Annotated in this window: 21 protein-coding genes; 16 read left to right on the top strand and 5 right to left on the bottom strand. The window is 70.5% G+C overall.

From position 1 onward, the window contains the following. Window position 1: 1 nt before the first annotated feature. Entirely contained in the window at window positions 2-913 is a 912-nt protein-coding gene (locus AB0M82_RS12035) for a zinc ABC transporter substrate-binding protein (protein WP_364720326.1), read from the bottom strand. A 188-nt stretch (window positions 914-1101) separates the two neighbouring features. Here AB0M82_RS12035 and AB0M82_RS12030 point away from each other — a divergent pair, with 188 nt between their 5' ends. From AB0M82_RS12030 to AB0M82_RS12015, 4 genes are all read left to right on the top strand, one after another. Further along, the gene (locus tag AB0M82_RS12030; RefSeq protein WP_364720324.1) at window positions 1102-2202 is read left to right on the top strand and encodes a LacI family DNA-binding transcriptional regulator; all 1101 of its coding nucleotides are present in this window, start codon (window positions 1102-1104) and stop codon (window positions 2200-2202) included. Window positions 2203-2314: 112 nt separating this feature from the next. Further along, the gene (locus AB0M82_RS12025; RefSeq protein ID WP_364720321.1) at window positions 2315-2806 is read left to right on the top strand and encodes a carbonic anhydrase; all 492 of its coding nucleotides are present in this window, start codon (window positions 2315-2317) and stop codon (window positions 2804-2806) included. Window positions 2807-2815: 9 nt separating this feature from the next. Further along, on the top strand, window positions 2816-3691 hold the full coding sequence (locus tag AB0M82_RS12020) for an A/G-specific adenine glycosylase (protein ID WP_364720319.1): 876 nt from the start codon (window positions 2816-2818) through the stop codon (window positions 3689-3691). A 63-nt stretch (window positions 3692-3754) separates the two neighbouring features. Continuing rightward, the gene (locus AB0M82_RS12015) at window positions 3755-4711 is read left to right on the top strand and encodes a peptidoglycan recognition family protein (RefSeq protein ID WP_364720317.1); all 957 of its coding nucleotides are present in this window, start codon (window positions 3755-3757) and stop codon (window positions 4709-4711) included. Window positions 4712-4777: 66 nt separating this feature from the next. Here AB0M82_RS12015 and AB0M82_RS12010 read toward each other — a convergent pair whose 3' ends face one another. Then, window positions 4778-5524, bottom strand: a complete 747-nt coding sequence (locus AB0M82_RS12010; protein WP_364720315.1) for an alpha/beta hydrolase — start codon at window positions 5522-5524, stop codon at window positions 4778-4780. 75 nt (window positions 5525-5599) lie between these two features. On the opposite strand from AB0M82_RS12010, the gene AB0M82_RS12005 reads away from it, so the two are divergent. Beyond that, window positions 5600-7006: a M1 family metallopeptidase gene (locus AB0M82_RS12005; RefSeq protein WP_364720313.1), complete on the top strand. Its 1407-nt coding sequence runs from the start codon at window positions 5600-5602 to the stop codon at window positions 7004-7006. On the opposite strand, the gene AB0M82_RS12000 is transcribed toward AB0M82_RS12005, so the two are convergent. Continuing rightward, window positions 6992-8380: an AAA family ATPase gene (locus AB0M82_RS12000; RefSeq protein ID WP_364720311.1), complete on the bottom strand. Its 1389-nt coding sequence runs from the start codon at window positions 8378-8380 to the stop codon at window positions 6992-6994. The genes AB0M82_RS12005 and AB0M82_RS12000 overlap by 15 nt on opposite strands. A gap of 51 nt (window positions 8381-8431) precedes the next feature. Here AB0M82_RS12000 and AB0M82_RS11995 point away from each other — a divergent pair, with 51 nt between their 5' ends. The 8 genes from AB0M82_RS11995 to AB0M82_RS11960 all read left to right on the top strand — a co-directional run bounded on the left by AB0M82_RS11995 (window position 8432) and on the right by AB0M82_RS11960 (window position 16224). Continuing rightward, entirely contained in the window at window positions 8432-8743 is a 312-nt protein-coding gene (locus tag AB0M82_RS11995; protein WP_364720309.1) for an antibiotic biosynthesis monooxygenase, read from the top strand. Further along, window positions 8736-9542 carry a Sir2 family NAD-dependent protein deacetylase gene (locus tag AB0M82_RS11990; RefSeq protein WP_364720307.1) on the top strand — a complete coding sequence of 269 codons (807 nt, stop codon included), beginning with the start codon at window positions 8736-8738 and terminating at the stop codon, window positions 9540-9542. Before AB0M82_RS11995 ends, AB0M82_RS11990 begins: the two co-directional genes overlap by 8 nt. 259 nt (window positions 9543-9801) lie before the next feature. Continuing rightward, window positions 9802-11112: a zinc metalloprotease HtpX gene (locus AB0M82_RS11985; RefSeq protein ID WP_364720305.1), complete on the top strand. Its 1311-nt coding sequence runs from the start codon at window positions 9802-9804 to the stop codon at window positions 11110-11112. Between the two features lie 7 nt (window positions 11113-11119). Then, the gene (locus AB0M82_RS11980) at window positions 11120-12502 is read left to right on the top strand and encodes a type IV secretory system conjugative DNA transfer family protein (RefSeq protein WP_364720302.1); all 1383 of its coding nucleotides are present in this window, start codon (window positions 11120-11122) and stop codon (window positions 12500-12502) included. Beyond that, window positions 12499-12966, top strand: a complete 468-nt coding sequence (locus AB0M82_RS11975; RefSeq protein WP_364720300.1) for a hypothetical protein — start codon at window positions 12499-12501, stop codon at window positions 12964-12966. Before AB0M82_RS11980 ends, AB0M82_RS11975 begins: the two co-directional genes overlap by 4 nt. After that, window positions 12963-14654 carry a hypothetical protein gene (locus tag AB0M82_RS11970; RefSeq protein ID WP_364720297.1) on the top strand — a complete coding sequence of 564 codons (1692 nt, stop codon included), beginning with the start codon at window positions 12963-12965 and terminating at the stop codon, window positions 14652-14654. Before AB0M82_RS11975 ends, AB0M82_RS11970 begins: the two co-directional genes overlap by 4 nt. Window positions 14655-14656: 2 nt before the next feature. Continuing rightward, window positions 14657-15049 (top strand): hypothetical protein, encoded by a 393-nt coding sequence (locus AB0M82_RS11965; RefSeq protein ID WP_364720295.1) that lies wholly within the window; start codon window positions 14657-14659, stop codon window positions 15047-15049. Next, complete coding sequence (locus AB0M82_RS11960; RefSeq protein WP_364720293.1) at window positions 15046-16224, top strand: zinc ribbon domain-containing protein; 1179 nt, start codon at window positions 15046-15048, stop codon at window positions 16222-16224. The genes AB0M82_RS11965 and AB0M82_RS11960 overlap by 4 nt, the downstream gene beginning before the upstream one ends. On the opposite strand, the gene AB0M82_RS11955 is transcribed toward AB0M82_RS11960, so the two are convergent. Further along, on the bottom strand, window positions 16225-16881 hold the full coding sequence (locus AB0M82_RS11955; protein WP_364720292.1) for a hypothetical protein: 657 nt from the start codon (window positions 16879-16881) through the stop codon (window positions 16225-16227). 117 nt (window positions 16882-16998) lie between these two features. Between AB0M82_RS11955 and AB0M82_RS11950 the strand changes: the two genes are divergently transcribed. Next, the gene (locus AB0M82_RS11950) at window positions 16999-17502 is read left to right on the top strand and encodes a hypothetical protein (RefSeq protein WP_364720290.1); all 504 of its coding nucleotides are present in this window, start codon (window positions 16999-17001) and stop codon (window positions 17500-17502) included. Window positions 17503-17506: 4 nt separating this feature from the next. Here AB0M82_RS11950 and AB0M82_RS11945 read toward each other — a convergent pair whose 3' ends face one another. Continuing rightward, window positions 17507-18466, bottom strand: coding sequence for an endonuclease/exonuclease/phosphatase family protein (locus AB0M82_RS11945; protein WP_364720287.1), 960 nt, complete (start codon window positions 18464-18466; stop codon window positions 17507-17509). 154 nt (window positions 18467-18620) lie between these two features. Between AB0M82_RS11945 and AB0M82_RS11940 the strand changes: the two genes are divergently transcribed. Together AB0M82_RS11940 and AB0M82_RS11935 are read left to right on the top strand one after the other, a co-directional pair. Further along, a complete protein-coding gene (locus AB0M82_RS11940) occupies window positions 18621-19601 on the top strand; it encodes an ATP-binding cassette domain-containing protein (protein WP_364720284.1) in 981 nt (326 codons plus the stop codon). After that, a complete protein-coding gene (locus tag AB0M82_RS11935) occupies window positions 19598-20404 on the top strand; it encodes an ABC transporter permease (RefSeq protein WP_364720282.1) in 807 nt (268 codons plus the stop codon). Before AB0M82_RS11940 ends, AB0M82_RS11935 begins: the two co-directional genes overlap by 4 nt. Window positions 20405-20451 lie beyond the last annotated feature (47 nt).

Below are 20451 nucleotides of genomic sequence, written 5' to 3'. Positions count from 1 at the left end.
GCTACTTCAACGCCCCTGCCAGCTCATCGACTTCCCCGGTCATCCAGACAATGTAGTCCGTCACACCCGCGGGCAGCGTCTCGGTCACGTCCACCACGCCGATCCCGGCGGCCTTCGCCTGCCCGACGACGTCCTGGGTCAGCGGCGTCACCGTCTGCGCGTTGTTGACCAGCGCCTTGACCTGCTTGGTGGCGATGAGCTGCTTGTACGCGTTGACCGCGTCGGCCGGGACGTCGGTGTCGTTCTCCACCGCGTCCGAGAACGCCTTCGGCGTCGAGTCGGTGATCTTCGCGCTCGCCAGCAGGTAGTGCGCGACCGGCTCGGTGACGACGACCTTGGTGCCCGGGTGCGACGCACCCAGCTCGCCAAGCCGCTTCTCGAGCGCGTCGACCTTCGCCTTGAACGCGGTCGCGTTGTCGGCGAACAGCTGCTTCGACGCCGGCTGGATCTCGCCGAGCCGCGCCGCGACCTGGTCGGCGACCTTGTCGACGCCGGGCAGGTCGTACCAGACGTGTTCGTTCTCGTCGCCGGTCGCGGCGATGTCGTAGGCGACGAGCTTCTTCGCGTCACCGGCCTGGCCGGTGAGCTTGCCGAAGAACTCGTCGTAGCCGCCGCCGTTGGACAGCAGCAGCTTCGCGTCCTTCGCCGCCAGGGCGTCGTCCGCCGTGGTCTCGTACGAGTGCGGGTCGGCCGACGGGTCGTGGATGATCGACTTGACCTCGACCTTGTCACCGCCGACGGCGTTGACCACGCTGCCCCAGACGTCGGTCGAGGCGACGACCTTGATCTTGCCGGCGCTCCCCGGCTGCCCGCCGCCGTCGGAGCCGGACGCGCCGCCGGAGCACGCGGCGACGGCCAGGACGGTCAGAGTCGAAGCGGCGACGAGCACGCTCCTCGTAAGACGGGAACTCATCGAGAACACACTCCCGGACATGCATGACTGCTAATGGAAACCGTTGTCAGATTCACCTTACCCCATCCGGATGACTTCCTGGCCATCCGATCCCGGGTTGGTGTATGCGTCGGAGCGCATGCGGATCGAGACATCGACCACGCGGGGTGTCTCTTCAGGAAAACGATCTGAACCGTTACGGTTTGCTGATGGGACGTCCTATTCGCACCCGAAGGCAAGCGACCCTGGCGTCGCTCGCGGCGGAGCTCGGTGTGTCCAGGACCACGGTGTCCAACGCCTACAACCGGCCGGACCAGCTGTCCCCGGAACTGCGCCGCCGGGTCCTCGAGACCGCGCGGCGCCTCGGCTACCCCGGTCCCGACCCCGTCGCCCGCTCGCTGCGCACCCGCAAGGCGGGCGCGGTCGGGCTGCTGCTCACCGAGAACCTCTCCTACGCCTTCCGCGACCCCGCCGCCGTCGGCGTGCTCGAAGGACTGGCCCTGGCCTGCGAAGACGCCAGTGTCGGCCTGCACCTGGTGCCGGCCAGCCCGGGCCGCGAGGACGTCGCCGCGGTGCACCGCGCGGGCGTCGACGGCTTCGTCGTCTACTCCGTGCCGGACGACGACCCGCACCTGGCGGCCGTGCTGGAGCGGCCGGTCCCCACGGTGATCATCGACCAGCCGAGCATCGAGGGCATCGACCGGGTCGGCCCGGACGACGCGGCGGCCGTCGGCAAGATCGCCGAGCACCTGGTCGGCCTCGGCCACCGGCAGGTCGGCGTCATCTGCATGCGGCTGGCCCGCGAGCGCAACGACGACTTCGTCTCCACCGCCCGGCAGAGCGGCGCGCACTTCCACGTCCAGCGCACCCGGCTGGAGGCGCTGGCCGTGGCGTTCTCGGCGGCCGGCGTCGACTGGGCGGGCGTCCCGGTGGTCGAGCGGTTCGACCACACGGTGGACGACGGCGCGTCCGCGGCCCGCCAGCTGCTGGACGCGTACCCGCAGATCACGGCCGTGATCTGCACCTCGGACATCCTCGCGCTCGGCGCCATGGCGGAGGCCGAGCGGCGCGGGCTGCGGGTGCCGCAGGACCTGACCGTCACCGGCTTCGACGGCATCGCCGAGGCCGAGCGGATCGGCCTCACCACGGTCCACCAGCCCGTGCTCGAGAAGGGCAAGGCGGCCGGGCGGCTGCTGCTCGGCTCGGCCGAGCGGAGCGCGCCGAAGGTCATCACCCTGCCGACCGAGCTGCGCGTCGGACGGACGTCGGCACCGCCGCGGACCATCGACGAGCCCTGGTTCGGCGGCTGACCACCCCTTACCGGTCGTGACATTGCTCGTAGGGCATTGCCCGATCGGGCTCGGCCCGGGTCCAATGGAGGGGTACTCCCGCGCCGCGGGGCCACTGGCCGGAAGGTGACCGATGACCTCGATCGACGTACTTCTCAAGCGCAACCAGGAACTCGGCGACATCACCCCCGGTGACCGGTCGACCCCGAAGCCCTCGCTGCAGGTGGCCATCCTGACCTGCATGGACGCCCGGATCCGGGTGTTCGAGCTCTTCGGCCTGCTCCAGGGCGAGTCGCACATCCTCCGCAACGCGGGCGGCGTGGTGACCGACGACATGGTCCGCTCGCTCGCCCTGTCGCAGCGCAAGCTCGGCACCCGCGAGGTGCTGATCGTCCAGCACACCGAGTGCGGCCTCTCGATGGTCACCGAGGACGACTTCAAGGACGAGCTGGAGACCGACACGGGCCTGCGGCCGACCTGGTCGGTCGAGGCGTTCCGCAACGTCGAGAACAGCGTCCGGACTTCGGTCGAGCGGGTGCGCCGCAGCGCCTACCTGCCGCACACCGACACCGTCCGCGGCTTCGTCTACGACGTCAAGACGGGGCACCTCACCGAGGTCAAGTAGCCTTTTCGCGTGGCTGTGGACGCTGACGTACTGCTCGACTGGTTCGCCGCACACGGCCGGGACCTGCCCTGGCGCGAGCCGGACTGCACGGCGTGGGGTGTGCTCGTCAGCGAGATCATGCTGCAGCAGACCCCGGTCGCCCGCGTGCAGCCGATCTGGCACGAGTGGATGGCGCGCTGGCCGGCGCCCTCGGCGCTGGCCGCGTCTTCCCAGGGCGAAGTCGTGCGGGCCTGGGGCAAGCTCGGCTACCCGCGGCGCGCGTTGCGGCTCCACGAAGCCGCGGGCGTGATCGCGGCCGAGCACGGCGACGTCGTGCCGTCCGATGTGGACACCCTGCTCGCGCTGCCCGGGATCGGGGCCTACACCGCGCGTGCCGTCGCCGCGTTCGCCTACGGGCGTCGCGCGCCCGTCGTGGACACGAACGTCCGGCGCGTCGTCGCGCGGGCGGTGCACGGGGCCGGCGACGCCGGGCCCGCGTCGAACACCCGCGACATGGCCGACGTCGAGGCGCTGCTGCCGGCCGGGGACGCGCCTGCCGCCCGGTTTTCGGCGGCGATCATGGAGCTGGGCGCGCTGGTGTGCACCGCGCGCGCCCCGCGCTGCGCGGACTGCCCGGTCTACGACGACTGCGCCTGGCAGCTCGCCGGACGGCCGGAGTACACCGGCCCGGCCAAGCCGGTGCAGCGGTACGCGGGCACCGACCGGTACGTCCGCGGGCGGCTGCTCGACGTCCTGCGCGGCTCCGAAGGACCCGTCGAGAAGGCTCGCCTCGACCTGGTGTGGCACGACGGCGGGCAGCGCGACCGCTGCCTGGACTCCCTGCTGGTCGACGGCCTGCTGGAGCAGACCCGAGACGGCCTCTTCGCCCTGCCGGGCGAACACTGACGCACTACGACCAAAGTTGGTCAATAGTTGTCTCCGGCGCGGTACGGAGCTACCTTTCTCCGTATGGTCAAAGTTGACCGCCGGACCCTGCTCAAGGCGGGGGTGACCGCGTCCGCGGCCGGCGCACTGGGGATGACGACCACGGGGACGGCCGCCGCGGCCGTGCCGGCACCGACCATCCACCCGACCTCCGAGTGGGGTGCCCGGCCCGCCACGGGCACGATCGTGGTGGAGAACCACAAACCGACGTACATCGTCGTGCACCACGCGGTCGACCCGCCGGCCGACAACGACTTCTCACTGGCACGCGCGTTCTTCGTCTCACGGTTCATCCAAGACCTGCACATGGACAAGAACGGCTGGATCGACAGCGGCCAGCAGTTCACGAACAGCCGCGGCGGTCATGTCACCGAGGGCAGGCACCGCAGCCTCGAAATCCTGCGCGGCGGCACCCGGCACGTGCAGGGCGCCAACGTCGGCAACCACAACAGCGAGGTCATCGGCATCGAGAACGAAGGCCTGTACAGCACGGTGGACGTGCCTCAGGCGCTGTGGAACTCGCTGGTCGGCCTGGTCGCCTACATCGCGCACCAGTACGGCATCTCGCCCGAGTTCATCAAGGGCCACCGCGACTTCAACTCGACCGAGTGCCCCGGCCAGGTCCTCTACGACCGGCTGCCGGAGCTGCGGACCGCGGTGGGCCGCGTCCTGGGTGTCCCGGTGGCGCGCGCCGAGGCGGAGTGGCCGCTGCTCAAGCCGGGCGACACCGGCCGTCGGGTCCAGCTCGCGCAGCGGTTCCTGCGGGCGGCCGGTTTCGGCGTGCCGGCCGACGGCGTCTTCGGGAAGTCGACGACGGACGCCGTGGCCGCGTTGGCGGCCCGGGCGGGGCTGCCCCGCGACACCTGCACCGCGGCGAAGGCGGCCGGCGAAACCGGCTTCCTCGGCGCGGACGTCTGGCCGCTGATCGTCCCGGCGGACCGGTCCACGGCGGCCTGGCGGGCAGACCTGGCTCACGCGTGACCAGGCGGTCGGTGCACCGGGCTCAACGGCGCGCTCGGTGTGCCGTCCCTCTGGTCACGCGTGGTTTCACCGGTTGAGGACCTGGGAGAGGAACGCCTCGACGGCGCCGCGGTAGGTCTCCGGGGCTTCGTCGTGGGGCAGGTGGGCCGAGCCGGGCACGACCAGGTGTTTCGCTCCGGGGACGCGGGCGGCGACGAGCGCCTGCTGGCCGGGCGGCATCGCCGTGTGCTCGCCCTCGACCAGCAGCAGCGGACAGCCGATGCCGTCCACAATGGACCAGTAGGCGCGGCGGCCCCATTCGGCGGCGATGACGTACAGGTCTTCCAGGTCCGCGACCAGGTGGTAGCCGTCCTCGCGCTCCTCGACGCAGTCGGCGAAGTACGGACCCGCGTCGCCGAAGAACGCCCGGACGTGGCCGAGCGACTCGAACGGCACCGGCCAGCTCTCGAAGTACCCGCGCCAGGTCTCCACGGTCCGGCCGCGCTGGTCCGGCGCGAAGTCCTCGGACACCACCGCGCGCACCAGCTCCGGGTGCCGCGCGGCGGTCGCCCACGCGTGCAGGCCGCCCATCGAGTGCCCGATGAGCACGGCCGGACCGGCGTCGAGGATCCGCAGCGCGTCGGCGACGTCGTCGGCGAACCGTTCGGTCGTCCACGGGCCGACGCGCGGCGCGCTGCCGTGGCCGCGGGCGTCGAGGCCGTACACCGCGCCGTAGGGCCGGAGCCACTCCGCGACCCGCCACCACGTCCGTGCCCGGCCCATCAGGCCGTGCAGCAGAACGATCGGCACGCCGCTGCCGCCGAAACAGAGCACGCGGCCACCTAACCACATAACCCCTGGTGCGGAACGTGACGAAGTGATCGCTTTCGATCACCTATGGTGGATGACATGCGCCGCCGACTCGCCGTCCTGGCCCTCTGCAGCGCGGGGATCGTCGCCGCGGCGTCCGGCGGTGACGCCGTCTCGGCACCGCCGCCACCACCGCCCATGCACCCCGTGGCCGGCGCGGCCGGCGCCGGTGATCCGTACTACCCGGACGACGGCAACGGCGGCTACGACGCTCTCGACTACCACGTCGACGCGAGCTACGACCCGCCGAGCGGCCACCTCGACGGCGACACCACGGTCACCGCGAAGGCCACCCACGACCTCAGCCGGTTCGACCTGGACCTGCGCGGACTCGACGTCCACAGCGTCGAAGTCGACGGCAAGCCCGCGAAGTTCACCCGGGAGAAAGCCTTCGAGCTGGTCGTCACCCCGGCGGAGCCGATCCGCGCCGGGACGACGTTCCGGACCCGTGTCCGCTACGGCGGCGACCCGGCGAAGACACCCCGCGACGGCGGCAGCGAGAACGGCTGGCGGCACTCGGCCGACGGCGGCGCGTACATGGTCGGCGAGCCGCACTCGGCGGCGTTCTGGTTCCCGGTGAACGAGACCCCGCGCGACAAGGCCACCTTCACGCTCACCGCGCACGTCCCGGCCGGCTGGACGGTCGTCTCCAACGGCCGGGAAGGACCGCCGGGCACCTGGACCGACCCGAACCCGGTCGCGAGCTACCTGACGACGATCGCGATCGGCAAGTTCGGCATCGACAAATCGACCCTGCCGGACGGCACGCCGGTGGTCTCGGCCTACGCGCCCGGCGCCGAGGCCCGCCGCGCGACCGGCGGCCGGCTGCCCGAGGTGCTCGGCTTCCTGAGCGGCAAGTTCGGCCCGTACCCGCAGTCGGCCGCCGGCGCGATCTACCTGGACGAGGACATCCGCTTCTCGCTGGAGACCCAGACCCGGCCGACGTACGCGAAGGGGGCCGAGCTGACGACGTTGGTGCACGAGAGCGCCCACCAGTGGTTCGGCGATTCGGTGTCGGTGCGCGACTGGTCCGACATCTGCCTGAACGAGTGCTTCGCGTCCTACGCGCAATGGCTGTGGGCCGAGCGCGACGGCCAGAACCTGGACGACCGCTACCGCGCGGCCATCGAGATCACCCACGGCAGCACCGACTTCTGGGCGCAGAAGCTGGTCGACATGGGGCAGGGTCACGAGTTCGAGGGCGTCTACAACAAGGGCATCCTCGCGCTGCACGCCCTGCGCCGCCAGATCGGCGACCCGGCGTTCGACCGGCTCCTGCATGACTGGCCGTCCCGCTTCCGCCACGGCAACGCGACCTGGGCGGACTTCGAGGCGATGGTGACGCGGCTCAGCGGCCAGGACCTGCGCGGGTTCTTCGCCGACTGGTTCCGCGGGACGAAGCTCCCCGCGGACGCCCATCTCTTCCCCGGCTCACTGCACAGCTGAGCTCCCCAGCAACGACCGCGTCAACGCGCTCCGCGCGTCCTGCATCTCCCGCAACGCCGCCGTCAGCTCCTCGGCACCGACCACCACGTCGTCGTCGGGACGCTGGGCCAGCGACCGCAGCGCCGCCCGGCGCAACAGTTCCTTCACGAACGACGCCGTGACCCCCTCGGTCGCGTCGACGACCGGGCCGAGGTCCGCCGTCAGCTTCAGGCCCCGCGCATACAGGCGGAGCAGCGCCTCGCGGCCGGCCGCGTCCGGGAGCGGGATCTCGACGGCGAGGTCGACCCGGCCCGGCCGGTCGGCCAGCGCCCGCTCCAGCGCCCCGGCCCGGTTGGTGGTGAGCAGGAACGTCACGTCGGCGTCGCCGCCGACGCCGTCCATCGCGTCGAGCAGCGTGAACAGCAGCGGGTGCGCGTCCGGCCCGTAGCTGCGGTCCTGCGCGATGAGGTCGACGTCCTCCACCACGACCACGCTGGGCTGCAGCCGCCGCGCGAGCTCGGCCGCCTTGCCGACGAACCGCATCGCCGTGCCGGTCAGGACGACCACCGTGGTGCCCGGCAGGCGGCTCATCAGGTACCGGACGGTGTGCGTCTTGCCGGTGCCGGGCGGGCCGTGCAGCAGCAGACCGCGCTTGAGGTGCTGGCCCGCGGCCAGCAGCCGCTCGCCGTGTTCGGCGATGCCGACCGCGTGCCGCTCGATCGCGTCGAGCACGCCGTCCGGCAGCACGACCTCCTCGCCGGTCAGCGTCGGCCGCGGGAGGAAGGTGAGCAGGTCGTTGCCGCGGTTCTCGCTGGTCCCGAAGGCCAGCACCTGCCCGCGCAGGACGTCGTGCTCGGCCATCAGGCGCTCGACGCGGTCGCGCACCTCGGTGGCGGTCGCCCGCGCCGTCGCGAGCACCTCCAGCCGGCACTGTTCCTGTCCCCACTGCGGGTTCGGGCCGCGGATCGCGAGCAGCACCGGCTCGCCGTCCGGGGCGCTCGTGCCGACGAGCCCGAGCTGGACGGCTTCGGTCGCGTCGTCCGGGCTGATCGCCGTCGTCGTGTAGTCCACCGAGCCGAGCTCGTACATCCCCTGCTTGCGCGCGATGGCGAGCATCCCGATCAGGTCTTCGTGCGTGCGTTGGCCGCCCGCGATGCCGAACCAGTCCACGGCCGTGCCGTGCGCGGCCAGGTAGGCCTCCACGCCGCGCTGGATGTTCGCGTGCTCCCACATCGGCCAGTTGCGGGTCACGACCACGACCTCCGGCAGCGGCGCCGCCAGGTGCCCGGTCACCTTCTCGACGAGCTCGTTGCCCCGGCCGGTGGCGACTTCGTCGGCGGTGGCCCGGATGATCCGGGCGAGGTCGGCCGCGAGGTCGCGCTCTGTACTCCCCATGACCCCCACAGTGGCACGGATCACACCTCGCGGCCAACTAGGCTGGAGCCCATGAGTGTCGTGAAGATCAACGCGATCGAGGTTCCCGAAGGCTCCGGACCCGAGCTGGAGAAGCGGTTCGCGGCGCGGCTGCACGCCGTCGACCAGCAGCCGGGATTCCTCGGGTTCGAACTGCTGCGCCCGGTTTCCGGCGAGACGCGCTACTTCGTGTACACGAAGTGGGAGACCGAGGAGCACTACCAGGCGTGGGCGAAGGGCGGCGCGGCCGCGGCGGCGCACTCCGGCGAACGGGCCAAGCCCGTGTCCACCGGGGCGAACCTCCTCGAGTTCGAGGTCGTCCTCGGCTCCCAGCCGGGTGCGTGAGCTCGCCCGTGCCGCGGAGCTCATGGACGGCGCCGGCGCGCTCCTGATCTGCGCCGGCGCCGGGATGGGCGTCGACTCCGGCCTGCCGGACTTCCGTGGCGGCGAAGGGTTTTGGCGCGCGTACCCGCCGTACGCCCGGCTCGGGCTGCGGTTCGAGGAGCTCGCCGACCCACGGCACTTCGCGGACGACCCCGAACTGGCCTGGGGCTTCTACGGGCACCGGCTCCACCTGTACCGGAACACCGTGCCGCACCGGGGTTTCTCGCTCCTGCTGGCCCGTGGCTCCCGCCTGCCCGGCGGCGTACGCGTCTTCACGTCCAATGTGGACGGACAGTTCCAGAAGGCGGGCTTCGAGTTCGTCGCCGAGGCACACGGCTCGATCCACCACCTGCAGTGCTTCAATGGCTGCTCCGACGACATCTGGCCCGCGGAAATGGACGTCGAGATCGACGAAGCGACCATGCGAGCGGTGCCGCCATTGCCGTCGTGCCCCCGCTGCGGCGGCCTGGCGCGGCCCAACATCCTGATGTTCGGCGACTTCTCGTGGATCCCGGACCGCAGCCAGGCGCAGCTGGACGAGCTGACGGCGTGGCGCCGCACTGCCCGCGACCTGGTCGTCGTCGAGCTGGGGGCGGGCCAGGCGGTCCCGACGGTCCGCCGCTACGCCGAACTGGCCAGCGCGGCGACCGGCGCGTTGATCCGCATCAACCCAAGGGAACCCGAGATCCGCCACGGCCGCGGCGTGTCGATCGCGGGCGGCGCGCTGGAAACGCTCGCGGCATTGCCCGCAATCACCTGAATAGCAGATTCCACCTAACCGGTGAATCCGGCACGATTGCCGTCGCCGTGTGCCACAATGCACAACCGACGCCGGTCGACGACAAGGGGACGGCTGGCTGAAGTGCGCGGAGGGGGGCACTTTGGCGATCTGTGCGCGGTGCGGGAACAAGCGCGACCCGGCCAGCCGGAACTGTCCACACTGTGAAGTGTCGGGGCAATCCCCGGTGGTGCCGGCCTCGGCCGGACCACCTTCCCAGCCGTCTCCCACCATCTCCGCAATGGCACGTGACCAGCCCGTTCTTCCGGTGCACCCCCTCGTCACGGCCCCGGAGCCGCCGCCGTCCCTTCCTGCGGCGCCCCTGGTTTCGCACGAGAAAGCGGCGAAGCCGTCGCGCCCCGGATTGGGCAACCGGCTGCGGGAGAAGCTCCGCGGCGCCTTTTCCCGGCCTCCGGGATACCGCAACGGCTTCATCTGGTTCGTCACCGGAATGCTGCGCGACAAGCGCGGACTCATCGGTGCGCTGGCGGCGGCGTGGTTCAACCTGCCGCTCGCCATTTTCGGCGGAGGCGCCGGGGTGGTCGCCGGCGCGATGCTCGGCTTCTTCGGCGGGGCCGGGCTCGGCGGGAACGCGACGTCCTGGGCGGCGGACGTCCCGGTGTTCAGCACCGTGATGGACAGCGCGATGCTGCAGGGCGGCGGCATTCTCGGCTTGATCGCCGGCGCGGTGATCGGCGCGATCGCCGGCTTCGCGGCCGGGCTCCTGCTGCCGTGGATCGGTCTCGTCTCGGCCGATCCGGCGGTGGCCGCCGGCCTGTTCATCGGGCAGCTCGTGGTCGCGTTCCTGGTCGGAGTCCTCTACACCGTCTTCCAGGTCGGCGCCGAGGGCTGGGTGTTCCGGATCGCCGGGTACCGCCAGCCCAGCCGCCGGGAGAAGGAGCTGATCCTTCCGGTCCTCGAAGACTGCGCGCACCGCCTCGGCCTCGACAAGGTCCCGCCGCTGCTGATGGACGACGACCGCCTGCCCAACGCCTACGCGGGCGCGCGGCACATCATCGTGACGCGCGGGTTCCTGGACGAATTCAACTACGACAAGGAACCGCTGGCCGGCGTGCTGTGCCACGAGCTCACGCACTGGCGCAACGCCGACCCGCTGTCCGGAATGTTCGTCCGGGGTGTGGCGCTGCCGCTCTACCTCGCCTACAACGTCTTCACCTGGCTGATGGATTTCTCCCGCAACGGCCTGGTCAAGGTGGCGCTGCTGTTCGCGTCTTGGCCGCTGATGGTGTGCATCCGGTTCTTCCTGGTGCCGCTGCAGGCCGCAGGCAGCCGGGCCGCGGAGTACCGCGCCGACCAGGGTGCGGTCGCCGCCGGCCACCGTCTGGGCATCCGGCGGGTGCTCGCCCGGTTCCGCGAGAGCTTCGACGGTGCACGCAACGGCTGGGAGGCGGCGATCTGCGCCAGCCACCCGCCGAACGAGCTGAGGCTGGAGGCCGTCGAGGAACCCGGCGCCGACTACCCGTTGCCGGACGCCGACGGACCCGCGATCCCGATGCCGGTCGTCGTGACCGGCTCGGTGGCCCGCGACTGAGGCGCCGATGTCGATCGCCGAGTGGCCCGCGATCCCGCCGTTCCGCGTCGACCCGCGGCGGCAGGTCTTCCTCGGCTGGGACGCGCGGGCCGGGTACCAGCGCTGCTGGAGCGCACCGGAGGACTCGGTCGGCATCGTCGGCCCACCGCGCTACGGCAAGACGTCCGGGCTCATCATCCCGTCGGTGCTCTGGTGGGAAGGCCCGCTGGTCTGCACGTCGACGCGCGGCGACATCCTCGCGTTCACCGGGAACCGGCGGCGGGCGCTGGCCGCGCCGTACGGCGGTTCGGTGCACGTCTACGACCCCTTCGGCAGCGAATACCCGGACACCTCCCTGCGCTGGTCGCCGCTGGCCGACTGCGCGAACCCGTCCGTCTGCTACCGGCGGGTGGCCGCGATGACGGCGGTCGCCGGTCAGGGCGTCCAGGACGGCGACCACTGGCGCGGCGGCGCGGCGGCGATCTTGCGCGCGTACTTCCACGCGGCGGCGCTGGAGGACCTGCCGTTGTCGACGGTCCGGAAGTGGCTGGCGAGCCAGGAAACCCGCGACCCGGTGGCGATCCTCCGGCTGTCGTCGAGCCCGGGCGCGATGTGGGCGGACGACCTGGACGCGTTGAAGCTGCTGGGCGACCGCGAGCGGGGCAGCTTCTATTCGGTCGCCCGCAACACGCTCGAAGCGACGTCTGAGCCCACCGTGCTGCGCTCGTGCGCAACCAACGAGCTCGACATCGACAAGTTCCTGGCGACCCGCTCGTCGCTGTTCATCATCGGGCCGTCGCACCAGCAGCAGGCGATCGCGCCGCTGATGGCCGGGCTGGTCGACAGCATCGCCCAGCGCGCGGCGGAGCTGGCCGCCACCCAGGGCGGGCGGCTCGACCCGCCGTTGCTGCTGGCGTTGGACGAGATTGCCAACATCGCCCCGCTCCAAAGCCTGCCGTCCTTGGTAAGCGAAGGCGGCGGCCGCGGGATCGTCACTATGTGGGCGACCCAGAGCCTCGCGCAGCTGCGCAACCGCTACGGCGTCGAGCAGCAAGCGGCGATCCTCGCGGCCACAACGGCCAAGCTGATCTTCGGCGGCCTGTCGAACGGCGAGGACCTGCACAACATTTCGGCGTGGGCCGGCGAGGAACGCCAGACGACGACGAGCATGCAGGTGGCGCCCCAGGCGGGGGCCCCGGTGGGCCAGGTCGGCGTCGGCGGCCCCGTCCAGGCCGGCCAAGGCCACACGGTGAGCAGCATCTTCCGGCCCGCCCTGCCGATCAACGCGATCCAGCTGCTGCCGCCGTTCCACGCTTGGCTCTTCTGGCGCAGTGATCCGCCGCTGCAGATCGAGGCGCGCCCGGCGGGTGCGATCGAAGCGTTCGCCCAGTTGAGGGGATACACACCATGACAGCGGACGAGACCTACGAGTACTTCACCCAGTTCTGGCTAGACGAGAACGGAAAGCGGCTCGGAGGGCTGTGGCGGCGACGCGGCGACGACCTCGAACACGTGTCGGTCACCGACTGGGCGTGGCACCCGCTGGCGAACCCCCTCGACGCGCCGCACCCGAACACCGTGGAGCAGATCACCGAACACCAGGCCGCAGAGCTGCTCGAGGATCGGCAGCGATTCGTCCAGTACTGGGTCAGCCACGACTCCGGCCGCCCCATGATCTACCGCCGGCTGACCAGCCCGGAGATCACGATCGACGAAGTCTTCGGCTTGAAGAACCGATGGATCCCCACCGGCACGATCCGCGAGTTCCGGGCAGCCGGACCGCACCAGAAACCCGGCCTCGTCCCGATCGACGCGGAAACGGCCGAGCGCACGATTCGCGAAACCCGTGATATATCCGGGGTGACCCGGCTGTGACCGAGGAGGATCCGGTCACTTGGCGAGGGAAGGGTCACGAGGCCGGACTGTCACTGAAACGGTCGGAAGACCGGGCGGTGTTGGAAGCACACGGCATAGCGACCGACGCCAAGCCGCACATCGATCTCGCGATGCGCGACATCGAAGCGACCGTGCGCGGCTCAGGCGGTGAACTGGTCGGCGTCGACCAATCCCTGAAGGAGCTCGATTCGTTCCGCAGCAAGGTCGCTCGCAATCGCAACGACGAAGAAGGCCTGCCTGCCGCCATAGTCATCCGCGGCACCTACGACCTGAACAGGTACACGCTCACATTTCCAACCGATGGATACGTGGACGGCGTTAGGAGTACCTATGAACAGCTGAAGAGGAACGGTTTCGCCCCGATCAGGCAAACGCACAAGAACAGCTGGCACCAGGAGGACTACAAAGGCCTGAACACCAGTTGGGTGCACAAGGAGACCTCGCTGCCGCTGGAGATCCAGTTCCACACCCCGGAAAGCTGGGCCGCGAAGAACCGGAACCACCCAGCGTACGAAGTCGACCGGGCGGATCCGGGGAACGAACGCCAGCAGGAGGCGATCCGGCACATCCAGGCGGAGGCCTACGAAGATGTCCCGATCCCACCGGGCATCGAACGTCTCAACGAACCCGATGAGCTCGGCGGCCTCGTCGCCCCCACGCCCTATCGTCCCCTCAACGACGTGAGCGAAGAAGCGCTGGAGGACGCCCGCGCCAAGATCCGCGCTCTGGAGGAAAAGCACGCTGCCGAAAAGGAGCGAGCCGAAACCGAAGCCGGCGAGGACGCCGGTCATTTGCACGGCGAACGGGCGCCGCCGGAGAGTTCGAACGCACCCGATGAGCGGGGCGGTACCGATGAGCCCGAGCCGACCGGGACGGCAGAGGTCGAATCCGGCGAACAAGCCGAGGACCGAGAGTCGGGCGGCACCACGCAACAAACCGACGAACACGCCGGCCAAGGCCGCGAGCAGGAACAAGACGAACAAGCCACCGACGAGCAACTCGAACAAGAAGACGCCGAACACAATCGGGAAGCCGGCGCCGAGGCACAGCGCGACCAAGCGGAAACCGATGCCGAACAGCAGACTGAAAAGCAAGCCGATGAACAGCAGGCCGAGGGCGACGCTGATCAAGACGGGCCGGCCCGCGAACAACAGCAGGAACCCGCCCGCGACCCGGAGCGGGAAGAAGGCAGTGAGCGCGACGATCAGCAGCAGGACGCCACCGGGCAAGAGCGGCTGGAAGACCAGGCCGATCGGTCCGGCCAAGAGCAGCAGGAGGAAAGCCGGCAGCAGGATGCTGGGCAGGCCGCGGAGCAAGAAGAGCCAGAACTCGAAGAACCGCAACAGCAAACCCGGACACCGGAGCCCGAGGAACCGGCCGCCGAAGAGCCCGCAACAGCCGAGCCGGAGTCAGCGGCTGACGAACCAGCCGCCGACCAGAGTGCTGAAGAACCGGCCACCAGCACAGAACCAGCCACCCGAGAACCCGCGGCCGAAACCGAACCACCAGCAGCTGAGCAGCAACAACCCACCTACGAAGACCAAGCCGCAGCTGATGACGCTCGCGTCGCCGACTCGATGAGCTCTGCGGAGACGGAACCCGAGGCCGAGGGCTACGACAGCGGTGGCTACGAAGCCGATGCCGGCAGCGACATGGGGAGGGACTGACCGTGGCCGCGAAACCACCATGGGTCTGGGACTCGCTCGCCGAAGACGTCCGGGCGAAGTCGTGGCAAGAACTCGCCGACTGGGTTGGCTGGCTCGAAACCGCCTACACGCCCTGGGTTCTCCTCCCGCCGTGCTGGCCCGCGCACGAGGGACTCAAGATCGAGCTCAGCATGTTCTGGTACTGGCACCGCTGGCTGAGCACCGCCGCCGTCAATCCGATCGACGGCGTTCGTTGGCACAACGAGCTTCGACGCTCCGCGCAGGCTTGGCGGGAACTCGCCACCTGCCAGCACGAGCCGCCCGTTGCCCACCACCACCAGATCGTCGCCGCGCAGCGGGCGCGACGCGACCAATTCCTGGCCGATGCCCAGCGGCCCGAACAGGGGGAATCGTGACCACGCTGGTCAACTGCCGTACCTGCCGGAACATCGTCGCGCCCGGGGCCGCCGCGTGCCCGAGGTGCGGGGAGGCCGTCGAACGCACTCCGTGCCCGCACTGCGACGCACCCACCCAGCCGGACGCCCGGTTCTGTCACCAGTGCGGCCGCGAACTGGCTGCGAAAGCGCAAGGCGAGCACGCGCCGACGCCGCCGAGCGGGTTCGCCGTGCCCGCCGACCCCTTCGTGCGGCCGTGGCGACCGAGCCGCAAGGCCGGGATGATCACGGTCGTCGTCGTTTCCGTTCTGGTCGTGCTCGGCGCCGGTCTCTTCGTCGTGCAGAAGACCGTCTTCACGCCGGAGGCCGCGCTGAACGGTTACTTCGACGCGCTCGCCGAGCGTGACGCCGAGGCGGCCGCGTCGTACCTCGACGGCGATGGTCCCAGCGGGGCCATGCTCCGGTCACCCGACTACGTGCCGCCGACCGGGCTGAAGATCCACGGCGTCGAAGACGACGATGACGACAGCAGGTCCGCGTCGATCAGCTTCCTCGTCGACGGCCACGAAAAGTCGGGCCAGGTGCGGCTCACCCGACGCAAGACCCACACCTGGGGCGTCTTCCGCGACTGGGCGATCAGCGGCCTGGAACCCACCCTGCGGATCACGGTCTCCGCGGCGGTGCCGCTGCGCGTCGACGGCGAAACGCTCGCGACCGGCCGCCCGGGTGACGCCGTGGAGATCGCGGTCTTCCCCGGCCGGCACAAGGTCGACGTCGCCGACAACCCGCTGCTGGAGGCCGACCAGGGCGTCGTCGACGCGGCTCTGGGCATGACCGAGGTGCCGCTCGGTGTCCGGGTCAAGGCATCGGCGCAGCAGGCCGCCCAGGACCAGGTCAAGAACTACCTCGACCAGTGCGCCGCGCAGAAGCGGGCGGAGCCGCCGAACTGCCCGTTCCGGCTGTCCGCCTTCAGCGAAGTCATGGACATCTCCTGGAAGATCACGGTCTACCCGACGATCGAGCTCCGCCAGACCCCGTCCGGTGAGATCGCCGTGCACACCCGAACCGGCTCCGAGGGCCGGGTCACGGTCACCGGAACCCAGTCCGGCGGCACGACCTACCAGGACGAGCAGGCCTTCGACGTCGACGGCTTCCTCTACCCCGACCAGCGGGGGCTGGTGTTCTCGCCGAGCTGATCAGGGTTTCGCGGCGGAAAGCGCGGCGTCGAAGATCACCTGCATGTCGGTCCACCCGGAGACCACCGACGACCCGTACACGAAATAGTCGACACCCTGCGCCCGCCAGTAAACCGATTTGACGTGCTTGAGTCCGACGTCGGCCTGGAATTCGAACTCCCATGCGACCGCTTCGGCTTCCCGCACGGTCGTCGGCTCGAGCCCGATGAGCCGATATCCGGCGTGGCCACGGGGAAAAGTGCGCTCGTAATCCTGCTGCGCGGCCAGGAGCGCTTTCCCGGGCGACGGCGAACCGCCGTACCGCAGGAAGCGAGCGGGCTGCGCCGGGTCCGTCGCCTGCACGCTGCCCGGCGCGGACGTGGGCTTGACCTGCCAGCCGGCCGGGATCACGGTCGTGATCCCGGCCGGCCCGGACACCGGCTGGGTCCCGCCGGGCACGGCGGGCGCCGACGTCGTCGCCGGCACAGCGGAGGACGTGGTGACCAGCGTCGACAGCGGCGCGCTCGTCGTCGGAACCGGCGAACTCGCGGCCGGTGCGGCGACCGGCGCGACGTCGTGGTCACGCACCACCAGCACTACGACGGCGGCCAGCGCGCACACCGTCAGGTTGACGACGACCGCCACCGCGGCCAGCGTCCGGGAATTCATGCCGCTCATCGCTCCCCCGCAAAATCCCTCGCCGATGTGCCACCCGGGCGGAAAGACACGGTAAACTATCCCGACACATTCACAACTCTAAGCGGCGACGCCAATCCGGACAAGAACGGGGCGACGGTGAGCGAGCAAGCGGTCGGCGATTCGGCGGTACGGCAGCTCGAACTGGAACTGACGCAGCGCCCGGGTGACCCGGAATTGCGGCATCGGCTGGCTTGGGCGCTCAAACAACGCGTGGAGGATTCGCTCAGCGTCACGATCTACGACGTCCGGGTGATCACCACCGCGGAACAGCGTGAAATCTGCCGGGACGCCGCGACGCGGATCCCGCAGCTCGCGCCCCAGGACCAGCAGCTGGCGGTGTTCGCCGCCGACCTCGCCGACGACCTGCGCAGCGGCGACCCCTGGACGTGGCAGAACAAACCGGCCGCGCTCACGCTGGGAATCTGCGTGGTGGCCGTGGGCCTCGCGCTCGTCCTGGTCGGCGCCTTCGCCGGCCTGATCCCGCTGGTCGTCGCCGCGGCCGTGCTGAGCAGCGCCGCGCTGGGGGCGGTGGTCCTCGCCTTTCGCCGTCAGCAGTGGCAGGTCAGCGCCAAGGAGCTGCGGGAGCTGATCCGCACCTGAACCGTCACGGCAGCCGCACCTCGGCGAACACCGCGCGGTGGTCGCTGCCCGGGACGTCGAACACCCGGTAATCCAGGACCGCCGCCCGGTTGTCCACCACCACGTGGTCGATCGTCACCACCGGCGTCGAGGACGGCCAGGTCGGGGCCAATGCCTCGCCACGCTCCTCCGCCGCGTCGTTGTAGCCGCGCGACAGCACCGTCCGGAACGCCGCGTGGTCCAGCGTCGCGTTGAAGTCGCCCGCCAGGACGCGCAGGCCGTGCTCGCCCGCCGCGCGGGAGAGATCCTTCATCTCGCGCTCCCACTGCGGGGTGTCGACGTCCGGGGAGATCGGGTGGACGGCGACGATCTCGGCCACCACGCCGTCGCCGAGGTCGGCCTGGGCGCCCGGCTGCTTGGTCGCCGAATCGCCGGTCAGGTTGACCTCCGTCAGCGGGAAGCGCGACACGATCCCCGAGCCGAACGCACCCGGCGCCGGGTGCAGCACCCGGAACGGCAGCGTCTCGAACAGCCCGGCCGCGGTCAGCCCGTCGACCACGCGGGGCGTCAGCTCGACCAGGTTCAGCACGTCGATCCGCTGTTCGCGCACCAGGTCGACGACGGCCTTCGGGTCCGCCTGGCCGTAGAGCAGGTTCGACGCGAGCACGCGCAGTGTCTTTCCGTGCACTTCGCGTTGGTCGCCCGCCGAGAGCCGTGGCAGGACGAGGACGGCCAGCACGATCGCCAGCACCAGCGCGATCCCGCCGGTCCACCAGCGCCGCAGGGCCAGCGCCAGGCCGCCGAGCAGCACGCCGGCGGCCGTCACGTACGGCGTCAGCGACAGCGCGACGAGGGTGTACCAGTCGCCGTCGAAGCCGATCAGGCGCAGCGTCGTCAGGCCGGCCAGCAGCACCAGCGGCACTACCAGCAGGGCCGTGACCAGCGGGTTCTTCCGCCGCGACCGCGTCTCTTCCGCAACTACCATGCTGCCGAGTATGCCGAGACCCGCGCCGGACGGGGTGGGCGTCGACAACTCCTCCACAAGATCTCCACCAGCGGCTGCCAGCGCTTGCCAGCGCGCTGTGCGTGGCCTGACAGCGCGCGCGTCCACAGTGGTCCTCAAGCGAAGGAGGACGCCCATGTCACACGCGATCCAGGCCGAGGGCCTGGTCAAACACTTCGGGGACACCAAGGCACTGGACGGGGTCGACCTCGAGGTCCCGTTCGGGCAGGTGGTGGGGGTGCTCGGGCCGAACGGCGCCGGCAAGACGACCGCGGTCCGGATACTGGCGACCCTGATGAAACCGGACGCGGGCAGAGCCACCGTCGGGGGGTTCGACGTGGTCACCGACCCGGTCCGGGTCCGCAGCCTGATCGGCCTCACCGGGCAGTACGCGTCGGTCGACGAGGACCTCAACGGCATCGAGAACCTCGTCCTGATCGGACGGTTGCACGGCCACTCACGCGCCCAGGCCAAGACCCGGGCCGCCGAGCTGATCGAGCGGTTCGAGCTGACCGCCGCGGCCAAGCGGCCGGTCCGGACGTACTCCGGGGGCATGCGCCGGCGGATCGACCTGGCGGCCAGTCTCGTCGGCCGGCCCGAGGTGCTCTACCTCGACGAACCGACCACCGGGCTCGACCCGCACGCCCGCAACGAGGTCTGGGACGTCGTCCGCGGCCTCGTCGCCGAGGGCGCGACGGTGCTGCTGACCACGCAGTACCTGGAGGAGGCCGACCAGCTGGCCGACAAGATCACCGTGTTCGACCACGGCCGGGTCGTCGCCGACGGCCGGGCCGACGAGCTGAAGCGCCGCGTCGGCGGGCAGACGCTGCAGGTCCGGCCGACCCAGCTGTCCGACATGGACGCCGTCAACCGGATCCTCGGCGAGCTGTCCGGCGTCCGGCCGACCCGCGACGACACGACCGGGCTGATCACCGCGCCGGTCAACGACCCGGTGCTGCTGTCCACTTTGGTCCGCAAGCTCGACGAAGCCGGGATCACCGCGGACGAGCTGGCGCTGCGGCTGCCCAGCCTCGACGAGGTGTTCCTCGCACTGACCGGGCACACCGCCGAAGAATCCACTGAGGACACTCGCGATCTCGAAAGGAGCCTGGCATGACGACGCTGGCGCTCGACCGCCCGGCCCCGCCGCGGCACATCAGCCCCGGCAAGGGGCTCCAGCACGCGCTTTCCCTGGCCTGGCGCGGCATCCTGAAGATCCGCAAGAACCCCGAACAGCTGGCCGACGTCACGCTGATGCCGATCACCTTCCTGGTGATGTTCGTCTACCTGTTCGGCGGCGCGCTGTCCGGCTCGACCGACGCCTACCTGCAGCTGGTCGTGCCCGGCATCATCGTGATGAACATCCTGCAGGCCAGCCTGACCGTCGGCGTGCAGCTCAACACCGACGTCAGCAAGGGCGTGTTCGACCGGTTCCGCAGCATGCCGATCGCCCGCTCGGCGCCGCTGATCGGCGCGGTGCTCGCCGACATCGTGCGGTACCTGGTGTGCCTCACCGTGCTGATGGTCGTGGCGACGATCATGGGCTACCGGATCGCGACCAGCCCGGCCGAGTTCGCCGTGGCGATCCTGCTGGCGCTGGCGTTCGGGCTGGCCTTCTGCTGGGGCTCGGTGTTCGTCGGCATGCTGATGAAGTCGCCGGGCTCGGCGCAGGCGCTGATGTTCGTCTTCATCATGCCGCTGACCTTCGGCAGCAACGTGTTCGTCCAGACGTCCACCATGCCGGGCTGGCTGCGGGCGTGGGCGGACATCAGCCCGGTCAGCCTGATGGCGAACGCGCTGCGCGGCCTGATGAACGGCGGCGCCGTCGCCGGCCCGCTCGCCGGCGCGCTGGCCTGGATGGCCGGCGCGGTGATCGTGTTCTTCCCGCTGGCCACCTGGGCCTACCGCCGGCGGGTCTGAGCGCGGGTTCACGGGGGTGACCACGCGCCAGGGGTCGTGAGTGAGAA

This window comes from Amycolatopsis sp. NPDC051128, from assembly GCF_040682715.1.
GTDB lineage: Bacteria > Actinomycetota > Actinomycetes > Mycobacteriales > Pseudonocardiaceae > Amycolatopsis.
The sequence above is the reverse complement of the archived record's forward strand: the minus strand, read 5'-3'. Positions and strand labels throughout refer to the sequence as shown.